This window comes from Alterluteimonas muca, from assembly GCF_021191595.1.
In the GTDB taxonomy this organism is placed as follows: Bacteria; Pseudomonadota; Gammaproteobacteria; order Xanthomonadales; family Xanthomonadaceae; genus Luteimonas; species Luteimonas muca.
Map to the genome: position 1 here is coordinate 1 of NZ_JAIWPS010000019.1, position 19,008 is coordinate 19,008.

17 protein-coding genes and 1 pseudogene are annotated in these 19,008 nt (G+C 66.4%); 12 read left to right on the forward strand and 6 right to left on the reverse strand.

The genetic code is table 11. From position 1 onward, the window contains the following. The coding region (locus LDO11_RS15435; protein WP_209165578.1) for a transposase at window positions 1–124 on the forward strand (124 nt) is incomplete at its 5' end. A 49-nt stretch (window positions 125–173) separates the two neighbouring features. Here LDO11_RS15435 and infA read toward each other — a convergent pair. The 4 genes from infA to trxB all read right to left on the reverse strand — a co-directional run bounded on the left by infA (window position 174) and on the right by trxB (window position 3,508). Next, the gene (gene infA, locus LDO11_RS15440) at window positions 174–392 is read right to left on the reverse strand and encodes a translation initiation factor IF-1 (RefSeq protein ID WP_024890331.1); all 219 of its coding nucleotides are present in this window, start codon (window positions 390–392) and stop codon (window positions 174–176) included. A 60-nt stretch (window positions 393–452) separates the two neighbouring features. Next, window positions 453–1,229 carry a leucyl/phenylalanyl-tRNA--protein transferase gene (aat, locus tag LDO11_RS15445; RefSeq protein ID WP_232142322.1) on the reverse strand — a complete coding sequence of 259 codons (777 nt, stop codon included), beginning with the start codon at window positions 1,227–1,229 and terminating at the stop codon, window positions 453–455. Continuing rightward, on the reverse strand, window positions 1,229–2,377 hold the full coding sequence (locus tag LDO11_RS15450) for a GNAT family N-acetyltransferase (RefSeq protein WP_435574659.1): 1,149 nt from the start codon (window positions 2,375–2,377) through the stop codon (window positions 1,229–1,231). Before LDO11_RS15450 ends, aat begins: the two co-directional genes overlap by 1 nt. Window positions 2,378–2,554: 177 nt before the next feature. Further along, window positions 2,555–3,508 (reverse strand): thioredoxin-disulfide reductase, encoded by a 954-nt coding sequence (gene trxB / locus LDO11_RS15455; RefSeq protein WP_232142323.1) that lies wholly within the window; start codon window positions 3,506–3,508, stop codon window positions 2,555–2,557. A 222-nt stretch (window positions 3,509–3,730) separates the two neighbouring features. Here trxB and LDO11_RS15460 point away from each other — a divergent pair, with 222 nt between their 5' ends. From LDO11_RS15460 to LDO11_RS15505, 9 genes and pseudogenes are all read left to right on the forward strand, one after another. Beyond that, window positions 3,731–4,801, forward strand: a complete 1,071-nt coding sequence (locus LDO11_RS15460; RefSeq protein ID WP_232142324.1) for an alanine dehydrogenase — start codon at window positions 3,731–3,733, stop codon at window positions 4,799–4,801. Between the two features lie 103 nt (window positions 4,802–4,904). Continuing rightward, complete coding sequence (locus LDO11_RS15465) at window positions 4,905–7,286, forward strand: DNA translocase FtsK (protein WP_232142325.1); 2,382 nt, start codon at window positions 4,905–4,907, stop codon at window positions 7,284–7,286. A gap of 90 nt (window positions 7,287–7,376) precedes the next feature. Beyond that, on the forward strand, window positions 7,377–8,000 hold the full coding sequence (gene lolA, locus LDO11_RS15470; protein ID WP_232142326.1) for an outer membrane lipoprotein periplasmic chaperone LolA: 624 nt from the start codon (window positions 7,377–7,379) through the stop codon (window positions 7,998–8,000). Window positions 8,001–8,089: 89 nt separating this feature from the next. After that, window positions 8,090–9,487: a replication-associated recombination protein A gene (locus LDO11_RS15475; RefSeq protein WP_435574660.1), complete on the forward strand. Its 1,398-nt coding sequence runs from the start codon at window positions 8,090–8,092 to the stop codon at window positions 9,485–9,487. A 122-nt stretch (window positions 9,488–9,609) separates the two neighbouring features. Further along, window positions 9,610–9,813, forward strand: a complete 204-nt coding sequence (locus tag LDO11_RS15480; RefSeq protein ID WP_129135877.1) for a hypothetical protein — start codon at window positions 9,610–9,612, stop codon at window positions 9,811–9,813. Between the two features lie 83 nt (window positions 9,814–9,896). Next, on the forward strand, window positions 9,897–11,567 hold the full coding sequence (locus tag LDO11_RS15485; protein ID WP_232142327.1) for an ABC1 kinase family protein: 1,671 nt from the start codon (window positions 9,897–9,899) through the stop codon (window positions 11,565–11,567). A gap of 201 nt (window positions 11,568–11,768) precedes the next feature. Further along, window positions 11,769–13,231: pseudogene (locus tag LDO11_RS15995) on the forward strand (EAL domain-containing protein). A gap of 79 nt (window positions 13,232–13,310) precedes the next feature. Further along, window positions 13,311–13,703 carry a DUF4124 domain-containing protein gene (locus LDO11_RS15500; RefSeq protein WP_232142328.1) on the forward strand — a complete coding sequence of 131 codons (393 nt, stop codon included), beginning with the start codon at window positions 13,311–13,313 and terminating at the stop codon, window positions 13,701–13,703. A 31-nt stretch (window positions 13,704–13,734) separates the two neighbouring features. Next, window positions 13,735–14,178, forward strand: coding sequence for a hypothetical protein (locus tag LDO11_RS15505; RefSeq protein ID WP_232142329.1), 444 nt, complete (start codon window positions 13,735–13,737; stop codon window positions 14,176–14,178). 364 nt (window positions 14,179–14,542) lie between these two features. Here LDO11_RS15505 and LDO11_RS16000 read toward each other — a convergent pair whose 3' ends face one another. Together LDO11_RS16000 and LDO11_RS16005 are read right to left on the reverse strand one after the other, a co-directional pair. Next, complete coding sequence (locus LDO11_RS16000; protein ID WP_435574661.1) at window positions 14,543–14,986, reverse strand: MbcA/ParS/Xre antitoxin family protein; 444 nt, start codon at window positions 14,984–14,986, stop codon at window positions 14,543–14,545. A gap of 92 nt (window positions 14,987–15,078) precedes the next feature. Beyond that, window positions 15,079–16,008, reverse strand: coding sequence for a DNA-binding protein (locus tag LDO11_RS16005; protein ID WP_164972146.1), 930 nt, complete (start codon window positions 16,006–16,008; stop codon window positions 15,079–15,081). Between the two features lie 103 nt (window positions 16,009–16,111). Between LDO11_RS16005 and LDO11_RS15515 the strand changes: the two genes are divergently transcribed. Both LDO11_RS15515 and LDO11_RS15520 read left to right on the forward strand, forming a co-directional pair. Next, a complete protein-coding gene (locus LDO11_RS15515) occupies window positions 16,112–17,191 on the forward strand; it encodes a tyrosine-type recombinase/integrase (protein WP_232142331.1) in 1,080 nt (359 codons plus the stop codon). 90 nt (window positions 17,192–17,281) lie between these two features. Then, a complete protein-coding gene (locus LDO11_RS15520) occupies window positions 17,282–18,721 on the forward strand; it encodes a hypothetical protein (RefSeq protein WP_232142332.1) in 1,440 nt (479 codons plus the stop codon). Window positions 18,722–19,008: the final 287 nt, after the last annotated feature.

The window sequence follows — 19,008 nt, forward strand, 5'->3', positions numbered from 1 at the left end:
TACGAGCATCGTCGAAGGCATCAACAACACCATCAAGGTCATCAAGCGCCGGGCCTACGGCTACCGCGATCAGGAGTACTTCTTCCTGAAGATCCGCGCAGCCTTCCCCGGTAATACGCGATGAACCCAAAAAAAGGCGGCCGCAAGGCCGCCTTTTTCATGCCCGGTCGAACCTACTTCATGCGGTAGGTGATCCGGCCCTTGGTGAGGTCGTAGGGAGTCATCTCCACCTTGACCCGGTCACCGGTGAGGATGCGGATGTAGTTCTTGCGCATCCGGCCCGAAATGTGGGCGATGATCTCGTGTCCATTCTCGAGCTTCACCCGGAACATCGTGTTCGGGAGGGTCTCGGAAACGGTGCCTTCAAATTCAATGACGTCGTCTTTCGCCATGCGTCCTGTCTGCGTTGGTCGCGGGCGCGGAATCGCAGACCCGGAAAACGCGCCATTCTGTCACGGATGCCGCCGCGGCGCAAAATCCTCGGGTGCGGCAAGGCCTGCGAGATCGCGTGCGGGCTGTTCGCCGAAGCGGTCCCGCCAGTCGCCCGGCGGCTCGGGGTCATCGACCAGCGCCGCGATGGCCTCGAGGAAACGCGCGCGCGGCCATGCCCGCGCGCCCAGCCGCTCGAGGTGCGGGGTCGGCATCTGCGCATCGATCAGCGGCCAGCCGCGCCCTGCAAGATGCCGGGCCAGTGCGGCCAGTGCCACCTTGGAACCGCCGGCCTCGCCACTGAACATGCTCTCGCCGTAGAACATCCGCCCCACGGCGACTCCATAGATGCCGCCGACCAGATGCTCGCCATCCAGCACCTCGACGCTGTGGGCATGCCCGAGCGCGTGCAGGCGCAGGTAGGCATCCTGCATCGCCGCGGTGATCCAGGTGCCGTCCTGGCCCGGGCGTGGCGCCGCGGCACAGGCGGCCACCACCCCGGCGAAGCGGGTGTCGGCACGGACCGTCCACGACGAACGCCGCAGGCTGCGGCGGAAGCGCGACGACAGCCGCACCTCGGCGGTCACGAACACGCCTCGCGGATCCGGCGACCACCACAGGATCGGCTGGCCGTCGGCATACCAGGGGAAGATTCCGCCGTGGTAGGCCGCCAGCAACCGCGCTGGCGACAGGTCGCCGCCGGTGGCGAGCAATCCGTCCGGCTCGCGCAACGCGTGCGATGCCGGCGGGAACGGCGCATGGGGGTCGGGCCCCAGGATGGTCGGTCGCAGCTCCGGCATCACCGGTCGGCACCCTCCGGCCTGTACGGTGAGTGGCGGGCGAGCGTGGCCGCGTACGCACGCACGCCGGCGGTCTCCTGCGCGCACCAGTCGCGCAGGGCGTCGGCGAATGCCGGCTCGGCGATCCAGTGCCGGCTGCGCACGAACTGCGGCAGGAAGCCGCGGGCGATCTTGTGCTCGCCCTGTGCGCCGGGCTCGAAGTGCGCGAGACCTTGCTGCAGGCAGTATTCGATGCCCCGGTAGTAGCAGGTCTCGAAGTGCAGGCCGGGCAGGGTGCGGGTGGCGCCCCAGTAGCGCCCGTACAGCGTGTCGCGCCCGCGCAGGCACAGAGCGCCGGCAATCGTGTCGCCCTCGTGCTCGGCCAGGATCAGCACCAGCGAACGCGGCATCGTCGTGGCCAGATGCCGCAGGAACGCAGGGGTCAACGCCGGCGAGTTGCCGTATTCGACAAAGGTCTGCAGGTAGAAGCCGTAGATCGCGTCGAGGTCCGCCTCGTCCGCCTCGTCGCCATGGCGCACGCGGAAGGTGACGCCGGCCTGCACCACCCGCCGGCGTTCCTGGCGGATGTTCTTGCGGTGCTTGTGGTCCATCGCCGCCAGATGGTCGTCGAAGGTCCGCCACGAGCCCGGGTTGCGCCAGTGGTACTGCACGTCCAGCCGCGACAGCCAATCGTCGCCGAAGGCGACGTCCTCGGCGGCGGTGTGGAAATTGATATGTGCCGACGACATCCCGTCGGCAGCGGCATGTTCGCGGATCGCCTCCACGAGCGCGCGCCGGGCGGCATCGTCCACCGCCAGCAGGCGCGGCCCGGTGACCGGCGAGTAGGGCACCGCGCCCAGCCACTTCGGGAAGTACTCGAGCCCATGCCGCGCATAGGCGTGCGCCCAGGCATGGTCGAACACGAACTCGCCGTGCGAGTTGGTCTTCCGGTAACCCGGCGCGGCAGCGACGAGCTGGCCGCCGCGCCACAGGGTCAGGTGACGCGGCGTCCAGCCCCACTCGGGCCGCAGGCAGCCGGTGGTCTCCAGCCCTGCCAGGAAGGCATGTGCGACAAACGGGTTGCCGCCGTCGTGCAGCGCATCCCAGGCTTCCGCCGGGACCGATGCCAGCGACTCGACGATGCGCGCGGTGGCGTGGCTGGCGGTCACGGGACCGGCCGGCGCAGGGCGCCGCCCGCGTGGCCGGCCGCGGATACAGGCCGATCCACGCGGCTCAGGCGCAGAGCAGCCGGACGCAGGGTCGCTTCACCCCGGGTCGCGGCCATCGGCACCTTGTTGCCACGCTTACCGTCCGCGGCCATCGGCGTGACTCCGTGGCAGTAACCCTCAGCCCTGCTGGTCGAGGAAGCGCTCGGCATCCAGCGCGGCCATGCAGCCGAAGCCGGCCGAGGTGATCGCCTGCCGGTAGTGCTGGTCGGCCACGTCGCCGGCAGCGAACACGCCGGGCACCGAGGTCTCGGTGGCGGCGCCGCCGAGACCGGAGCGGATCTCGAGGTAACCGTTGTTCATCGCCAGCTGGCCCTCGAACAGCGAGGTGTTCGGGGTGTGGCCGATGGCGACGAAGAAACCGTGCACCGCGAGTTCGCGGGTGCTGCCGTCGAGCACCGACTTCACCCGCAGGCCGGTCACGCCGTCATCGTCGCCCAGCACCTCGTCGACGACGTGATGCCAGACCGGCTCGATCTTCCCGGCGGCGATCTTGGCGTGCAGCTTGTCCTGCATGATCTTCTCCGCACGCAGGGTGTCGCGGCGGTGCACCAGGTAGACCTTGCTGGCGAGGTTGGAGAGGTACAGCGCTTCTTCCACCGCGGTGTTGCCGCCACCGACCACCGCGACCTCGCGGTCCTTGTAGAAGAAGCCGTCGCAGGTGGCACAGGCGGAGACGCCGCGGCCCTTGTAGAGCTCCTCGGACGGCAGGCCCAGGTACTTGGCGGTGGCGCCGGTGGCGATCACCAGGGCATCGGCCGTGTACTCGCCGTTGTCGCCCTTGAGGCGGAACGGGCGCTGCGACAGGTCGGCGGTGTGGATGTGGTCGAACACGGTCTCGGTTTCGAAGCGCTCGGCATGTGCCTGCATGCGCGCCATCAGGTCCGGGCCCATCAACCCGTGTGCATCGCCCGGCCAGTTGTCGACCTCGGTGGTCGTCATCAGCTGGCCACCCATCTGCATCCCGGTCACCACCACCGGCTTGAGGTTGGCGCGCGCGGCGTAGACGGCGGCGGTCCAGCCGGCGGGGCCGGAACCGAGGATCAACAGACGGCAGTGCTTCGGGGTGCTCATGTATACTCGCGGCGTTGGAAAACAGGGTATTCCGGGCCGCATAGCTTGGCGGCGCACCCTCGCCAGCACAAGGCGCACACGTGCCGGCAGCCCGGAACGCTCCATCCCGATACGCGGCCCGCGCACACCCGCGCGAGCCCGCAGCAACCGCCCGCACTCCACCGGTGCGGGTTTTTCGTAATAGCCGACCGGCAGCGCCGGTCAACACGTGGAGAAGTTGCAATGCGCATTGGCGTGCCGAAGGAAACCAAGACCCTCGAAGGCCGCGTGGCGCTGGTGCCGGCTGCCGCCGGCGACCTGGTCAGCCGCGGGCATGAGGTCTGGATCGAAGCCGGGGCCGGCGAGAAATCGCGCTTCAGCGACGACGACTACGCCCGCCTGGGCGTGAAGATCGCACCGGATGCAGCAGCGCTGTACGAGAAGGGCGAGATGATCGTCAAGGTCAAGGAGCCGATCGAGGGCGACCTTGCGCACCTGCGTCGTGAACATCTGCTGTTCTGCTACCTGCACCTGGCCGCCGAGCCGGTGCTGACGCGCCGGCTGCTCGACATCGGCCTGACCGGCGTGGCGTTCGAAACCGTTGAGATGCCCAACGGCGACCTGCCGCTGCTGGCTCCGATGTCGGTCGTCGCCGGCAAGATCGGCGTGCAGGTCGGCACCCACCTGCTGCACCAGCCCGAAGGCGGCAAGGGCAAGCTGCTGGGCGGCATGCCGTCGACCGAGCGCGGCAAGGTGATCGTGTTCGGCGCCGGCAAGGCCGGCGGCGCATCCGCCGCACTGGCGGCCGCGGCCGGTGCCAACGTCGTGGTGTTCGAGATGCGCCAGGACCGCATGGACGAGATGATGCGCCTGGGCAACAACGTCACCGCGCTGTACCCGTACCGCGACGTCGTCGCCCGCGAGCTGTCCAATGCGGACCTCGTCATCGGCGCGGTGCTGGTCACCGGCGCCAAGGCGCCGCACGTGGCCACCCGCGAGATGATCGCCGGCATGGAGCCGGGCAGCGTGCTGGTCGACATCGCCATCGACCAGGGCGGCTGCTTCGAGACCTCGCGCCCGACCACCTGGAAGGAACCGACCTACGTGGAGGAGGGCGTGACCCACTTCTGCGTGACCAACATGCCGGGCGCGGTGCCACAGACCAGCTCGCAGGCGATCTGCGCGACGATCCTGCCGTGGGTCAACAAGCTCGCCTCCTCGCCGAACTGGCGCGACGACGCCGCGCTGGTGCGTGGCATCAATGTCGAGGGCGGCCAGCTGGTGCACCCGGCGCTCAAGGGCATGTCGCTCTGAGCCACGCGGCCCCCGGCAGTCCGGGGGCCTTGCTGCGTGCGCGCTGGGAACTTCCGGCGTAAGATCAATGCCCTGCACGCCATACCTCAGGTAACTACGCACGGTGGCACTCCCGCTCCAGGAACGCAGCAGCAAGAAGCGCACGCGCGGGTCGACCGCGGCGGCGGAACCGTCGAATCCGCGCCGCCAGCGGCTGTGGCGCGACATCGCCTTGATCCTGATCGCGCCGCTGCTGCTCTATCTGTTCGCCAGCCTGTTGACGTTCTCGCCCGATGACCCGGGCTGGTCGCGCTCGGGCAGCGTCACCGAGCCGCTGCACAACGTCGGCGGTCCCGTCGGCGCATGGCTCGCCGACGTGCTGCTGCACCTGTTCGGCTACATCGCCTACCTGCTTCCGCTGATGCTGGGCGCGATCGCATGGATCGCGATGTTCGGCATGGACGGCAGCAGCCAGGACGCGACCGGCGAAGGGCGCGCCGAACTCGGCCCTGCCCTGCGCCTGGCTGGCATCGTCGGCTTCCTGGTCTCGGCCACGGGCCTGCTGGCGCTGCGGATGCCGAACGTCGCCGACCTCTCGGCCGGTGGTGGCGGCATCCTCGGCCGGCTGGTCGGCAACTCGCTGTATGCCGGCTTCGGGCCGGTCGGCGGCAACCTGTTCCTGCTGGCGCTGGTGCTGGTCTCGGTGACCCTGGCCACCGGGCTGTCGTGGTTCCGGCTGATGGACCGGATCGGCGCCGCGGTGCTGAAGCTGCCGGCGCTGCTGCGCCGTGGCAGCCACCAGGCCAGCGAATGGAGGAAGACCCGCGAACTGCGCGAAGAGCGCGAGGAAGTGCGCAAGGCCGACACCGAGAAGCGTGCCAAGCGGGTGCCGGTGCGCATCGAGCCGCCGGCGCCGGAAGTTGCCGTGGTCGAGCGCAGCGAACGCGCCAAGCGCGAGCAGCAGATTCCGCTGTTCAAGGGTGCCGGGGGTGATCCCAGCGGGCTGCCGCCGCTGTCGCTGCTCGACGACCCCAAGCCGCAACCGCGCGGTTACGACGAGGACACGCTGGAGACCCTCTCGCGGCAGATCGAGTTCAAGCTCAAGGACTTCCGCATCGACGTCGAGGTGAAGGAGGCCCAGCCGGGGCCGGTCATCACCCGCTTCGAGATGGAGCCGGCACCCGGCATCAAGGTCAGCCAGATCAGTTCGCTCGACAAGGACATCGCCCGCGGGCTGTCGGTGAAATCGGTGCGCGTGGTCGACGTGATCCCCGGCAAGTCGGTGATCGGCCTGGAGATCCCCAACACCCGCCGCGAGATGATCTATCTCTCCGAGCTGCTGCGCTCGAAGGAATACGACAAGTCCGCCAGCCCGCTGACCCTGGCGCTGGGCAAGGACATCAGCGGCCGTTCGACGGTGGCCGACCTTGCCCGCATGCCACACCTGCTGGTGGCCGGCACCACCGGCTCCGGCAAGTCGGTGGCGGTCAACGCGATGGTGCTGAGCCTGCTCTTCAAGGCCACGCCGAAAGACCTGCGGATGCTGATGATCGACCCGAAGATGCTGGAGCTCAGCGTCTACGAGGGCATTCCGCATCTGCTGGCGCCGGTGGTCACCGACATGAAGGAGGCCGCGAATGGCCTGCGCTGGTGCGTGGCGGAGATGGAGCGGCGCTACAAGCTGATGAGCGCGGTGGGCGTGCGCAACCTGGCCGGCTTCAACAAGAAGGTGAAGGACGCGCAGGACGCCGGGCAGCCGCTGCTGGACCCGCTGTTCAAGCCGAACCCGGAGATCGACGAGGTTGCCCAGCCGCTGGAGCCGCTGCCGTACATCGTGATCTTCATCGACGAATTCGCCGACATGATGATGATCGTCGGCAAGAAGGTCGAAGAACTGATCGCGCGTCTCGCGCAGAAGGCACGCGCGGCCGGCATCCATCTGATCCTCGCCACCCAGCGGCCATCGGTGGACGTGATCACCGGCCTGATCAAGGCCAACATCCCGACCCGCATCGCGTTCCAGGTCAGCTCCAAGATCGATTCCCGCACCATCCTCGACCAGTCCGGCGCGGAAGCGCTGCTGGGCAACGGCGACATGCTTTACCTGCCGCCGGGCACCGCGCTGCCCGAGCGCGTGCACGGCGCCTTCGTCAGCGACGAGGAAGTGCATCGCGTGGTCGAGCACCTCAAGCAGTCCGGCAGGGCCGAGTACATCGAGGGCGTGCTCGACGAGGTGCAGACGATGGGTGACGGCGTGGTGGTCGGCGCCACCGGCCTGCCCGAGAGTGGCGGCGGGGCAGGCGACGAGGGCGATCCGCTGTACGACGAGGCGGTCAAGATCGTCACCGAGACCCGGCGTGCCTCGATCTCCGGGGTGCAGCGCCGGCTCAAGATCGGCTACAACCGCGCCGCGCGGCTGGTGGAGGCGATGGAAGCCGCGGGCGTGGTCAGCCCGCCGGAGCACAACGGCGACCGCTCGGTACTGGCACCACCACCGCCCAGGTAGAACGCCCGCGGCAGACGCTTGGGCCACCGCCCGCACGTTCAGCAACCCGCATTCAAACTCCACCGCAACCAACGAACCGGGGATCCGACCATGCGCCGCCTCCTGCTTGCCGCCGCCCTTGCCACCTCGCTGCTGCCGCTCGGCGCGTTCGCCGGTGCCCGTGATGCGCTGCAGACCTTCACCCGCAACCTCAAGGGCCTGGACGGTCAGTTCAACCAGCGCGTGTTCGATGGCAACGGCCGGGTGAAGGAGAGTTCCAGCGGCCGTGTCGCGCTGTCGGCGCCGCGCCTGTTCCGCTGGGAGTACGTGAAGCCGTATCCGCAGTTGATCGTGGCCGATGGCCGCCGCGTCTGGGTGTTCGACCCCGACCTCGAACAGGTGACCGTGCGTCCGCAGGGTCCCGAAGAGCAGAACAGCCCGCTCGCGGCGCTGGTCGAGCCCGGTCGCCTCGATCGCGATTTCGATGTCAGCGAGGAGGCCGCCCCCGTCGATGGCCTGCACTGGATGACGCTGACGCCCAAGCGCGACCAGGACGCCAGCTTCCAGTCCGCCCGCCTCGGTTTCGATGCCGGTGCGCTGGTACGGATGGAAGTGGTCGACGCGCTCGGCCAGCGCACCGAGATCGCCTTCAGCGGCTGGCGCAAGAACCCGCGTTTCGCCGCGGATACGTTCCGATATACGCCGCCAGCGGGCGTCGACGTCATCGGCGAGTAGGCCATGCGCGCGCGTCCGGCCACCCGGCCTGACGCACGCACCGCAGCCCACACGCGTTGCGCCGAGCAGCTCGCCGGTAGAATGGCCGCGTGTCCAGGAAACCCTCCGCTCCACGTGGTCCCGACCTGCTGAGCGCCGACAACGAGGCGCTGCGCCCGCTGGCCGAACGCATGCGGCCAGGCACGCTCGATGAAATGGTCGGCCAGCGGCGGCTGCTGGCACCGGGGTCCGCGTTGCGTCGTGCCGTCGAGTCGGGGCGCGTGCATTCGATGATCCTGTGGGGGCCGCCCGGCTGCGGCAAGACCACGCTCGCACTGCTGCTCGCCCACTATGCCGATGCCGAATTCCGTGCGGTGTCGGCGGTGCTGTCCGGCCTGCCCGAGGTGCGCCAGGTACTGGCCGAGGCCACCCAGCGCTTCAACGACGGCCGCCGCACGGTGCTGTTCGTCGACGAGGTGCACCGCTTCAACAAGGCGCAGCAGGATGCGTTCCTGCCGCATATCGAGCGCGGCAGCATCGTGTTCGTCGGCGCCACCACCGAAAACCCTTCGTTCGAGCTCAATTCGGCGCTGCTGTCGCGCTGCCGCGTGCATGTGCTGGAGGCAGTGTCGGCGGCGGACATCGAGGATGCGCTGCGACGTGCGCTCGAGGACGGCGTCCGCGGGCTCGGCGGGCAGGACATCCGCATCGAGGACGCAGCGCTCCACGAGATCGCCGTGGCCGCCGACGGCGACGTGCGTCGTGCACTGACCCTGCTCGAGATCGCCGCCGAGCTCGCCCAGGACGAGGGCGGCCACATCACCGCGCAGACCCTGCTGCAGGTGCTGGCCGACCGCACCCGCCGCTTCGACAAGGGCGGCGAGCAGTTCTACGACCAGATCTCGGCGCTGCACAAATGCGTGCGCAGCAGCAATCCCGATGCCGCGCTCTACTGGCTTGCGCGGATGCTCGACGGCGGCTGCGACCCGGCCTATCTGGCGCGCCGGCTGACGCGGATGGCGGTGGAGGACATCGGGCTGGCGGACCCGCGCGCGCTGCAGATGGCGATCGATGCCTGGGACACCTACGACCGGCTCGGCAGCCCCGAAGGCGAGCTCGCCTTCGCGCAGTTGACCCTGTACCTGGCGAGCACCGCGAAATCGAATGCCGCCTACATGGCCTGGAACCAGGCGCGCGCCGACGTGCGCGAGCATGGCACCCAGGACGTGCCCATCCATATCCGCAATGCGCCGACGCGGCTGATGAAGCAGCTCGGCTACGGCCGCGGCTACCAGTACGACCACGACGCCGAAGGCGGCATCGCACTCGACCAGACCGGCTTTCCCGATGCGATGGGCGAACGCATCTATTACCGGCCGGTGCCACGCGGGCTGGAGCTCAAGCTGGGCGAGAAGCTCGACCGCCTGCGCGCAGCGCGGGCACAGGCACGCGGCGATTCGCTGGACGAAGGGCCTCCTGGCGAGGGCGACGGCAGCCGGACCGGCTGACGGATTGCGTCCGGACTGAACCGTTCGGCATCGCCGGCGCGATTCGACGAGCGGTCGCCCCTGGCCCGGTACGCGGGCCATACTCGGGTTGCGGGAAAAAATCGCTTACATGGAGGTGCCCCATGGTCACCCGAAGCCGGCGGCTGTATCCCATCCCCCGCGCGCAGCTCGGTGCGCTGTACGCCCGGGAAGCACGCGACCTGCACCCCGACCGTACCTGGCACGAGGTCGAACCACTGATCCGCCGCCTGTGGGAACGCGATCGTCCGGGGGACTGGCCACGATCGAGCCCGATGGTGCGGGAGTTCTGGCGCCAGGCGCGCTGAGCCGGCACGTCCTGTTCACAAAAGCGCTGCCACCCTCGCGTCCTGGCCGTCTGGCCACAGACGGGTAGAGCAGGGGAGGCACCATGGCGGCAACCGAAAAGCCCGGCGCATTCGACCGGTCCTCGCGGATCATGCGCTTCGCGCTGAAGTATTACCGCGCGGGCGTGTTCGGCAACGTCGGCATGACGCGTGTGCGCCCGGAGGACGTGCGCAAGGCGGAGGAGTTCGTCGACGACCTCGAAGCGCTCGGGCCGACCTTCGTCAAGATCGGGCAGGCGCTGTCCACCCGCACCGACCTGCTGGCACCGGTGTACCTGGATGCGCTCAAGCGCATGCAGGACGACGTGCACCCGGTCCCGTTCGCCGAACTGCAACCGATCCTCGAGGACGCGCTGGGCGTGCGCCTGTCGAAGGCGTTCGCGTATTTCGACGAGGAGCCGCTCGGCGCGGCATCGCTGGCACAGGTCCACCGCGCCACCCTGCACGACGGTCGCGAGGTCGCGGTCAAGATCCAGCGCCCGGGCGTCGAGGATCTGATCCACGCCGACCTCGCCGTGCTCGACCGTTTCGCCCGCGGCGCGGACCGCTTCACCTCGATTGGCCAGCGCATGCGCTTCGTCGACATCGTCGGCGAAATGCAGCGGGCCCTGCTGGCGGAACTGGACTACCTCGACGAGGCCGAGAGCCTCGACCGCTTCCGGGAACGGCTGTCGGTCTATCCGGAGCTGTTCGTGCCGGCGCCGGTGTGGGATTACACCTCGCTGCGCGTGCTGACCATGGAATACGCGCCCGGCACCAAGGTCACCGACATCAGCGGCCTGCTGCGCACCGAGAACGACTACGGAAGCCTCGCCCGCGCGCTGCTCAAGGGTTATCTCGACCAGGTGTTCGTGCATGGCGAGATCCACGCCGACCCCCATCCCGGCAACGTGCTGGTGCTGCACGACCAGCGCCTGGCGCTGCTGGACTTCGGCATGGTCGCCCACGTGCCCCCGCGCCAGCGCGAGCGCCTGCTGAAGCTGGTGCTGGCGGCGGTCGACGGCCGGGGCGAGGACGTCGCCGCGGAATCGATCGCGATCAGCTCCAGGCTCGAGAACTTCGACGAGGCACGCTACGTGCACGAGGTGTCGCAGCTGGTGGCCCGCTACGCGGTACGTTCGGAGCGGCTGGGGCTGTCGGAGGGCCGGCTGCTGCTCGAACTGGCGCGGATCGGCAGCGACTGCCGGCTGCGGATGCCGCCGGCGACCACGCTGCTCGGCAAGACCATGCTGAATCTTGAGTCGGTCTGCAACGCGCTCGAGCCCGAGCTCGACGTCAAGCAGGCGGTGGAGAAGCACGCCTACCAGATCCTGCGCAAGCGCCTGCAGTCGTCGCTGTCGCCGCGGCGGCTGGGCATGGAGGCCCTGGAGACGCAGCAGCTGCTGCGCGGCGCACCGCGCAAGGTCGCCGACATCCTGTCGCTGGTGGCCGACAACAAGCTGCGCGTGCAGCTGGGCGGGCTCGAAGAATCGCACCTGATGGAGAGCCTGCAGAAGATCGCCAACCGCATCTCGACGGGCATCATCACCGCGGCGCTGATCGTGGGCGCGGCGATGCTTGCGCAGATCCGCACGACGTTCACGCTGTTCGGCTATCCGGCATTCGCGCTGGTGATGTTCGTGGTGGCGGGCGCGCTGGGGGTGACACTGGTGGTGTCGGCCCTGCTGTCCGACCGCAAGGTGCGCCCGCGCGAGGAGCGTGGACCCTCCGATTGAGCGGGGAAGGGCGCGATCATCCGCTGACCTCAAGCCTGCCCGTGCACGGCCGTTAACGATGCAGTCCCCGCGACATCGCGGGACTGGCATCCACGAACGGAGATCGGCAGGTTGCACCGGATCCGGGTCACGCCCGCGCACTCGCTCACCCGTTCCGGACTGCTGGCGGCCGCGATCGTGGCCGGTTCGATCCTGCTGACGATGCTGCTCGCGCATGCCGCATGGGTGCAGGGCGACCGCCACCGGCTCGAACGCCACGTCGAGCGGTTGCTCGATGCCACGCGCGTGCTGGCCACGCAGTCGAACCATGCCCTCAACGGCAGCCTGCGCCTGCGCACCGAACGCTGCAGCGCCCATGACCTGACCGAGCTGCGGGTGCTCGCGTTCCAGTTCGACCATATCCGCGACATCGGCAGGGTGGCGGAGGACAGGGTGCTGTGCACCGCCGCGTGGGGCGTGCTGCCACACCGGCCGCTGCTGCCGGAGCCGACACGCCGGAGCCGCAGGTACCGCTTCTGGAGCATCGGCGCGACCCCGGTCGACCATCGCATCTCCACGGACATGATCGCCGCCGGCGACGCCATCCTGTTCGTGGCACCCGACTGGTTCGGCAACATCGCCGAGGCGGACCGGCGGATGGCGTCCATGGTCACCACGCGCGACGGTCAGCACGTCATGCGTGCATGGGGCGACACGACGCCCCTCATGCCGGGTGCGACGGAAGAACCGTGGCACGACTTCGGACCGACGCGCGTGCAGCGCGCCTGCGACGACGACTACGACCTGTGCGCGATGGCAAGCCTGCGCGCGTCGGGGCTGTGGGGTGGATCGCTGCAGGCGGTGCTCGGCCTGTGCCTGCTCGGCGGCCTGGCAGGCGTCGGCGTCAATTCGCTGCTCGGCGCGTCACGCCGCAGGCGCGCATCACTCGAGGCTCGCCTCACCAGGGTGATCCGCTACGACCGCCTGCGCGTCGTGTACCAGCCGTTGCGCCGCCTGTCGGACCGCGGACTGGTCGGCTTCGAGGCACTCGTGCGCTGGACCACGGCAAGTGGCGACGACGTGCCACCGGACGTGTTCGTGCGACTGGCCGAGGCGAGCGGGCTGGGCCGTTCCTGGCGCGCCAGGTGGTCCGCAAGGCCTTCACCGAAATGGCGCCGGTGCTGCGGGCCGACGCCGGGCTCTATCTCGGCATCAACCTCACCGCCGAGGACCTGCTGGACGCGCAATTCCACGAGTACCTGGACGAGCAGGCGGCGCACCACGGGATTGCCGCCACGAGCGTGGTACTGGAGATCACCGAGCGCTCCACCGCCATGCGCGACGACCTGGTACGCAACATCCGCCATCTGCGCGCGAAGGGGTACCGGTTCTGTATCGACGACTTCGGCACCGGGTATTCCAGCCTGGACTACCTCGCGACGCTGCCGTTGGATGCGGTCAAGATTGACAAGCTGTTCACCCAGGCCGCGGGTTCGGACTCGGTGGTCGGGCAGATCTTCGAACCGATGTGCACGATGGCGATGGCGTTGCGCGTGGGCATCGTCGTCGAGGGGATCGAGACCGAGCAGCAGGCCAGGCACGTGTGCCGGGTGGCGCCGCAGGCGATCGGGCAGGGCTGGTTGCTGGGGCGCCCGGTGGCCATCGACGACCTGCCGAAGACCTGAGCCACCGGCGCACCGGCTCCGGATTACACTCGCCGCACGCATGGATTGCGGCAGACAGGAGACAGGGATGAGGGCAGGGATGATCGTGGCCACATGGGTGGCGTTGTGCGCGCCGGTGTCGGCGCAGACCGTCTACAAGTGCGTCGGTGCGGATGGAGCGGTCTTCCAGTCCACACCGTGCGCGGCAGGGCACCAGCAGCAGCGAACGTATGGGGGCGAGTATGCGACCACGCCACAACGGCAGGCGCAGATCGACCACGACCACGCGCGTGCGCAGGCGATGACACGTCGCGGTGTGCGCCCGTCATCGCGTGCAACCTCACGCACCGGCGCGCGATCCGCGCAATCGCACTGCGACCGGGTCAAGGCACAGCGCGATCGCGCCATGCAGGCGCTCGGCAACCGCCGCACGTACGCGCAGATCTCGTCCTGGGCCACCGAGGTCAGCCGCGCATGCAACCATCGCCGCTGAGTGTCATTGCACAGGAGCGCGGCGGTTGAGCATGGACAACACCAATGATGTCGGGCCGGCACATCCCGACGGATTCGCCAATGCACGTTTCGGACGGCGGCAAGCCGCATCGCGCGGCCGCGAACCACTGGGCTTCTGGGGGGTGTTTGCCGCCGTGCTGCTTGCGCTGTGCGTTTTCAGCACTGCCCAGGGGCTGATCGTGTGGTACGTGGTGTCGAAGGAACTCGACAGCATGCAGCGCGAATTCGCCGCAGCCATGGCCGCGCTGGCACCGGCATGGACAGGTCCATCCGGGCAGGAACCGCGAGCGCGGTCGCAACCATCCCGGCAGGCGCAACGGCTGCCGGGATATCCAGGGCCGATCACCGCCAGGGCGAACGATGCAACATATGCATGTGCAGGTGGCCGTACGCTCCGCAGGCTGCCGAACGGCTGGGAGGACATCGGCGGTCGCTGTCGGGCGACGTCGCAGTGACGGCGCCGCAGCCGCCCGGTCGGACGTGGGGATCCACAGAACTTCGCATAATGTAGATTATGTGCTATCCACACACATGCCTTGACTCTTGACCTCATGTTCGCGATTTTTGTTTTTGTCACTTTGCTTGTTAATTGCGCTGCCGACTGATTTCTAAGGATTTTTCCTTAGGGAAGACACAGTCGGTTGACGTCAGCCGTCGACGGATGTCTCTCTGGGCCACCAGCCATAGGGACAGCTAACGGCCCATGTCTGCCGCACAGGAGCTGCGCGTGTCTGCGGATGGATACGCAGGGTGTAGCAAACCTGAGCACTTATAGCGGCTTTACGCTATAACCGCCTATAGGTTGCTATTGCTTTGGGTTCACTGATAGGCGCCGCTCCACATCGCGCCGAAGACGCGACGTACGGATCTAAATCCGTCCTCATCTTCCAGTAGTTCTGCGGGAGTGCGTCCATCGAGTGCAGGTTGAGGGCGCCTGATCCATTCTGCCAGCCACGTTTCGGGATCGAAGTCCTGCGGCCACCTGTCGGGTCCTTCCCGCGCACGCAACTCCTCCAACAGTTGTGCGAGGCGCTTGGTTCGACTCTCTGTGTCCACGCGAGGCCCTCCTCGGTGCAATTCTTCAGCCATTTGCCCCACCAGAGATCGTCTGTAGGTAGCGTAAGACATGATCCACGTCCCCGTCGCGGATCGCAGCGGCCATGGTACGGCCTGCGAGAACTCGGATCGGCGTGTGTGCCAAGTGAAAAGCGGCGCTACTGGCGCTCGGGCTAAGTTCCAGAAGTCTCTGGAAGACCATTTCATGGTCTCGCCACATCCTTTGTTCTTCAGTCGTGGTCTCACGCTCTTTATGTGACATGCGGGAGTCTCTCTTGGGGTGCCCGGGTGGTCCCTGTCTAGCCGGCATCTGGACCATGTGCTTTCGCCGGTCTCCGGCGTTTGGGCTTGGGTTTAGGCTTCGCGCGCTCTAAGGCAGATGTTAGCGCTGCAGGTAGGTCGCGCAAATGAAGCAGTTGTCTCTCCAACGCCTCTGCTTTGCTTCGTTCGACGGCGGCCTCCTGCCGGGCGAGCGCAAGTTCGCTGCGCACCTCCTCCAGCCTCCTGAGATTTGTCGCGTCCGATGCTGCACGGTCCCGGCCAAGTGCGGCCAGCTCCCGCTTGAGCTCCTGGGTTTCTCGTCTTGCCCGATCAACCTCGCCGTGAGCGCGATCTTCCACGGCTTGGACATGTCGCGTCAGACTCTTCCTGTCCAAGACACTCTGCTCTTGGAGTAGCAGTAGGCGATTTTCAGCCTCCTGACGTGCCAGATCCGCGTCCTTAGCCCTCGCTTCCGCATCGGCGCGCTGATGCCCCAGCCCCTCGAGTTGCGTCTCGAGCTGTCGCACGAGACGAGCCAGCTCTTCGGCCCGGGCGATGGAGACGTCCCGCGCGTGGCAAGCATCAGCCGCGTCCCGCCGAAGGGCCGAAACTTCGTCTTGTACAAGCTGTCGCTCGCGGTCGAGTTGGACACGCGCTTGATCAAGCGCCTCTCGATCGGCCGCAAGCGCGGCCTTGGCCGCAAAATCCGCGTGAGCGAGGGCAACTGACCAAAGCTGGCTGGCCAGCTCTGAGACCTCTTCCGGCGCATCTGGAAGGTTGACGCCGGCTCGCCGTGCCTCCAAGCGTTCACCTAGGCCCTTCCACCAGGTGTCGAGCCAGCGCACAACCGTGTTTGGGGAGCCGGTACCCAGGTGCGCGCGGATGCGTTCCACCGTGGGCCTCTCGCCACCGACTACAAGGGCGTCGGCTGCGCTGTGGACCTCGGTTTCGGTGATGCCACGTGCCATTTTCAGTCTCCTGCTTTGGCGCCCCACCCCGCGCTTGACGTACTGGTGATAAGTGATGATTATCGCTAGTAGATACCGTGTTTCATATTATTCATTACATAGTATGAAATGTAATAGCACACTTCCGGCCAACGCCGCGACGACTACCAGCCTGGTCCTGCCAGAACAACTGGCCCAGAACGCCGCCAACGCGGTTCGCGAACTGCTGGCCGAAGCCGCTGCCGCCAACACCACGCGCAGCTACGCGACGGCCCTGCGCTACTGGGCTGGCTGGCACCAGGGCCGCTACGGAGTCGAACTGGCGCTGCCTGTCAGCGAAGCCGTGGTGATCCAGTTCCTGGTCGACCACATCCAGCGCAAGCACAAGACAGGCCTGGTCAGCGAGCTGCCGCCGGCGTTGGATCAAGCCCTGGTGGATGCTGGCCTCAAGGCCAGGATCGGCGCGCTCAAGCTGTCCACCGTGACCCAGCGCGTGGCCGTGCTGTCCACGGCCCACAAGCTCAAGCGCCTGGACAACCCTTGTGAGCTGCCTAGCGTCAGGTTGCTGCTCAGTCGGGCCCGCCGTGCGGCGGTCAAGCGTGGCGAGCGAACAACCAAGAAGACCGCGATCACTCGCGCCGAGCTCGAAGCCATGTTGGCGACCTGCGACGACAGCCTGGAAGGCCTGCGTGACCGCGCCATACTCTGCTTTGGGTTTGCCAGCGGAGGACGCAGGCGCAGCGAGATCGCCGCGGCCGACATGCGCGATCTGCGCAAGGTGGGTGAAGATGGCTACATCTACCGTCTGGAGTATTCAAAGACGCAGCAGGCGGGAGCAACGGCGGACTCAACGCCGGACAAGCCGATCCTTGGGCGCAGTGGCGAGGCGTTGGCGGCGTGGCTCGAGGCCGCTGGAATTGAAGATGGGGCGATCTTTCGGCGGATCTGGAAGAATCGGGTCGGCCCTGCCCTGCTCCCAGGCTCCGTGGCGACCATTGTGAAGCGGCGGGCTCGCCTGGCGGGGCTGGAGGGGGACTTTGGGGCGCACAGCCTGAGGTCCGGGTTCGTGACCGAGGCTGGCAAGCAAGGGGTTCCGCTCCCGTCCGTGATGGCGATGACCGAGCATCGCTCGGTGGCGAGTGTGATTGGATACTTTCAAGCGGGTGCCGTAGAGGACAATCCGGCTGGCCGTCTTCTTAAATAGCGCCATCGGGAACCTATGGGTCTCGGACCGCCGTCATCCAGCTCGCAAACTCGGGGTACAACAACCCTCTTCAATAATCCATGGAAGACCATGAGCAAAGACGGAAGCGTTCACATTCAAGGACATTATGCACTCCAGCCGGATAGTCCCATCGCGCTGAAATCAGCCCTCTCCGTGCGCTACGAAAAGCATGATCCAACCTCACTCGACGTTGAGATATTGTTTCTCGGAGACGAAACTGAACGTACAGAAGCTTACTCTGCAACCAGAGCCATCGATGTCAACCTGCTGAAGCTTCACCCAATGAATAAGGGGGAGGACTCCATTAACCTGCTTGGGATCGCAGGATGGCAGTCAAGCCTGACGAGCATGACGCTGGAGGTCAGCGCCATTGAAGTAGGCATCGATCGCGAAGCTGCGAACCGCCCTATCCAGGTTCACTTCTCAGTTGGGCTCCAGCCGAGCGGCATCCTCAAAAGCTACGGCTCGGTCGAGTTTCACTACAACGGAGACATCACTACCAAACGCGGTGAAGAAGGGGCGATCTTAGTGGAAACAAGTCTCGGGCAGATTGAGGCGATGGCTTCCTATGATTACCTAGATGGCGCTGCATTCGGAGACAAAGTTGTGCATCGGGTCGAGCGAGCTCGACTGTCCGGCATGGTCGAAATCCGAGCTGGTGAAACGCTGAGGTCACTGCACGACCGTCTGCAGGAAGAGATCCTCACGATTTGTGCCGCGCTCTCGCTCTGCTATAGGCAACCTGTTGACGCGTACGAGATCGAGTACCTTTTGCGGGAGTCTGAGAGCGACCGATTTGAGCGCGCGATCTATAGGCGAAAGTGGCACAAGAGTCGGGCGAGGCATAAGGATAAGGAGCTTATCCACTCCACCAATCTTCAGAATGGCGGACTCTCGAAACTCGTCCAGGCGTTAAAAACGCATCCTGAGTCCAAGTCGCTTGATCGAGGAATAGGGTTTCTCACGCATTCCTACGTTAGCTTCTTGGAAACGGGATACTTCATGGCCTTTTCTGCGATGGAAACTATTGTCAATGCCGTTGCCAAGGATTCGCAAGGCGCGCTAATAGGCTCCTCTGCCTGGAAGAAGGTTCAGAAGTCATTACGAGCGACATTTGTCGAACTCACGAATCAAGGGCTCATTTCTTCCGAAGCCGCCAAGCAAATGAGTGACAAGATTCCCGAGATTCGCCGGGCGTCGCTTGCATCCAGAATCGATATCGCAGTCAAGTTGTACTCGGTCAAAACATCAGATCTGTGGACAGCCGAAGGCTTTGTTGAGGGGATGAAGAGAGCAAGCGAGTTCAGAAATGGACTGTTCCATGCCGCCGATACTTCCGATGGCGGCCTCATGAGTGTTGACCTGACAAGGATCAGGACATTCACTGAGAGACTCCTTCTTTCCGCACTTTCCTGGCCTGAAGAGCGCAGATGGGTGTGGAGGGACGATAGTCTTCACCGGATCATTCAGCCTGCGGACCCGAGCATCGGAAGCGAGGAGTCTTCGTAAGCCGATTGCGGACTGGGATCGATAGGCTCAAGGACGATAGTCAGCGCGTCTTCTGTGTAGAGGGGGCTACATGGCAAGCATTTATTCGGAGTATCACCGCTTCCTGGCGTACTTGGCGCAGCGGCCCGTTCACGATGATGTGCGCCGGCTTGCACACCTAGGGAAACTCTGAACAACTCCCCCGACGTGGGCGACAATAGCGCAACGCGATGAGGGTGACGATCGATGCAGCTGACGTTCGGTGATGCCGAAGGCATGGGCAAGCGCAAGCGGACCCGCAAGGAGAT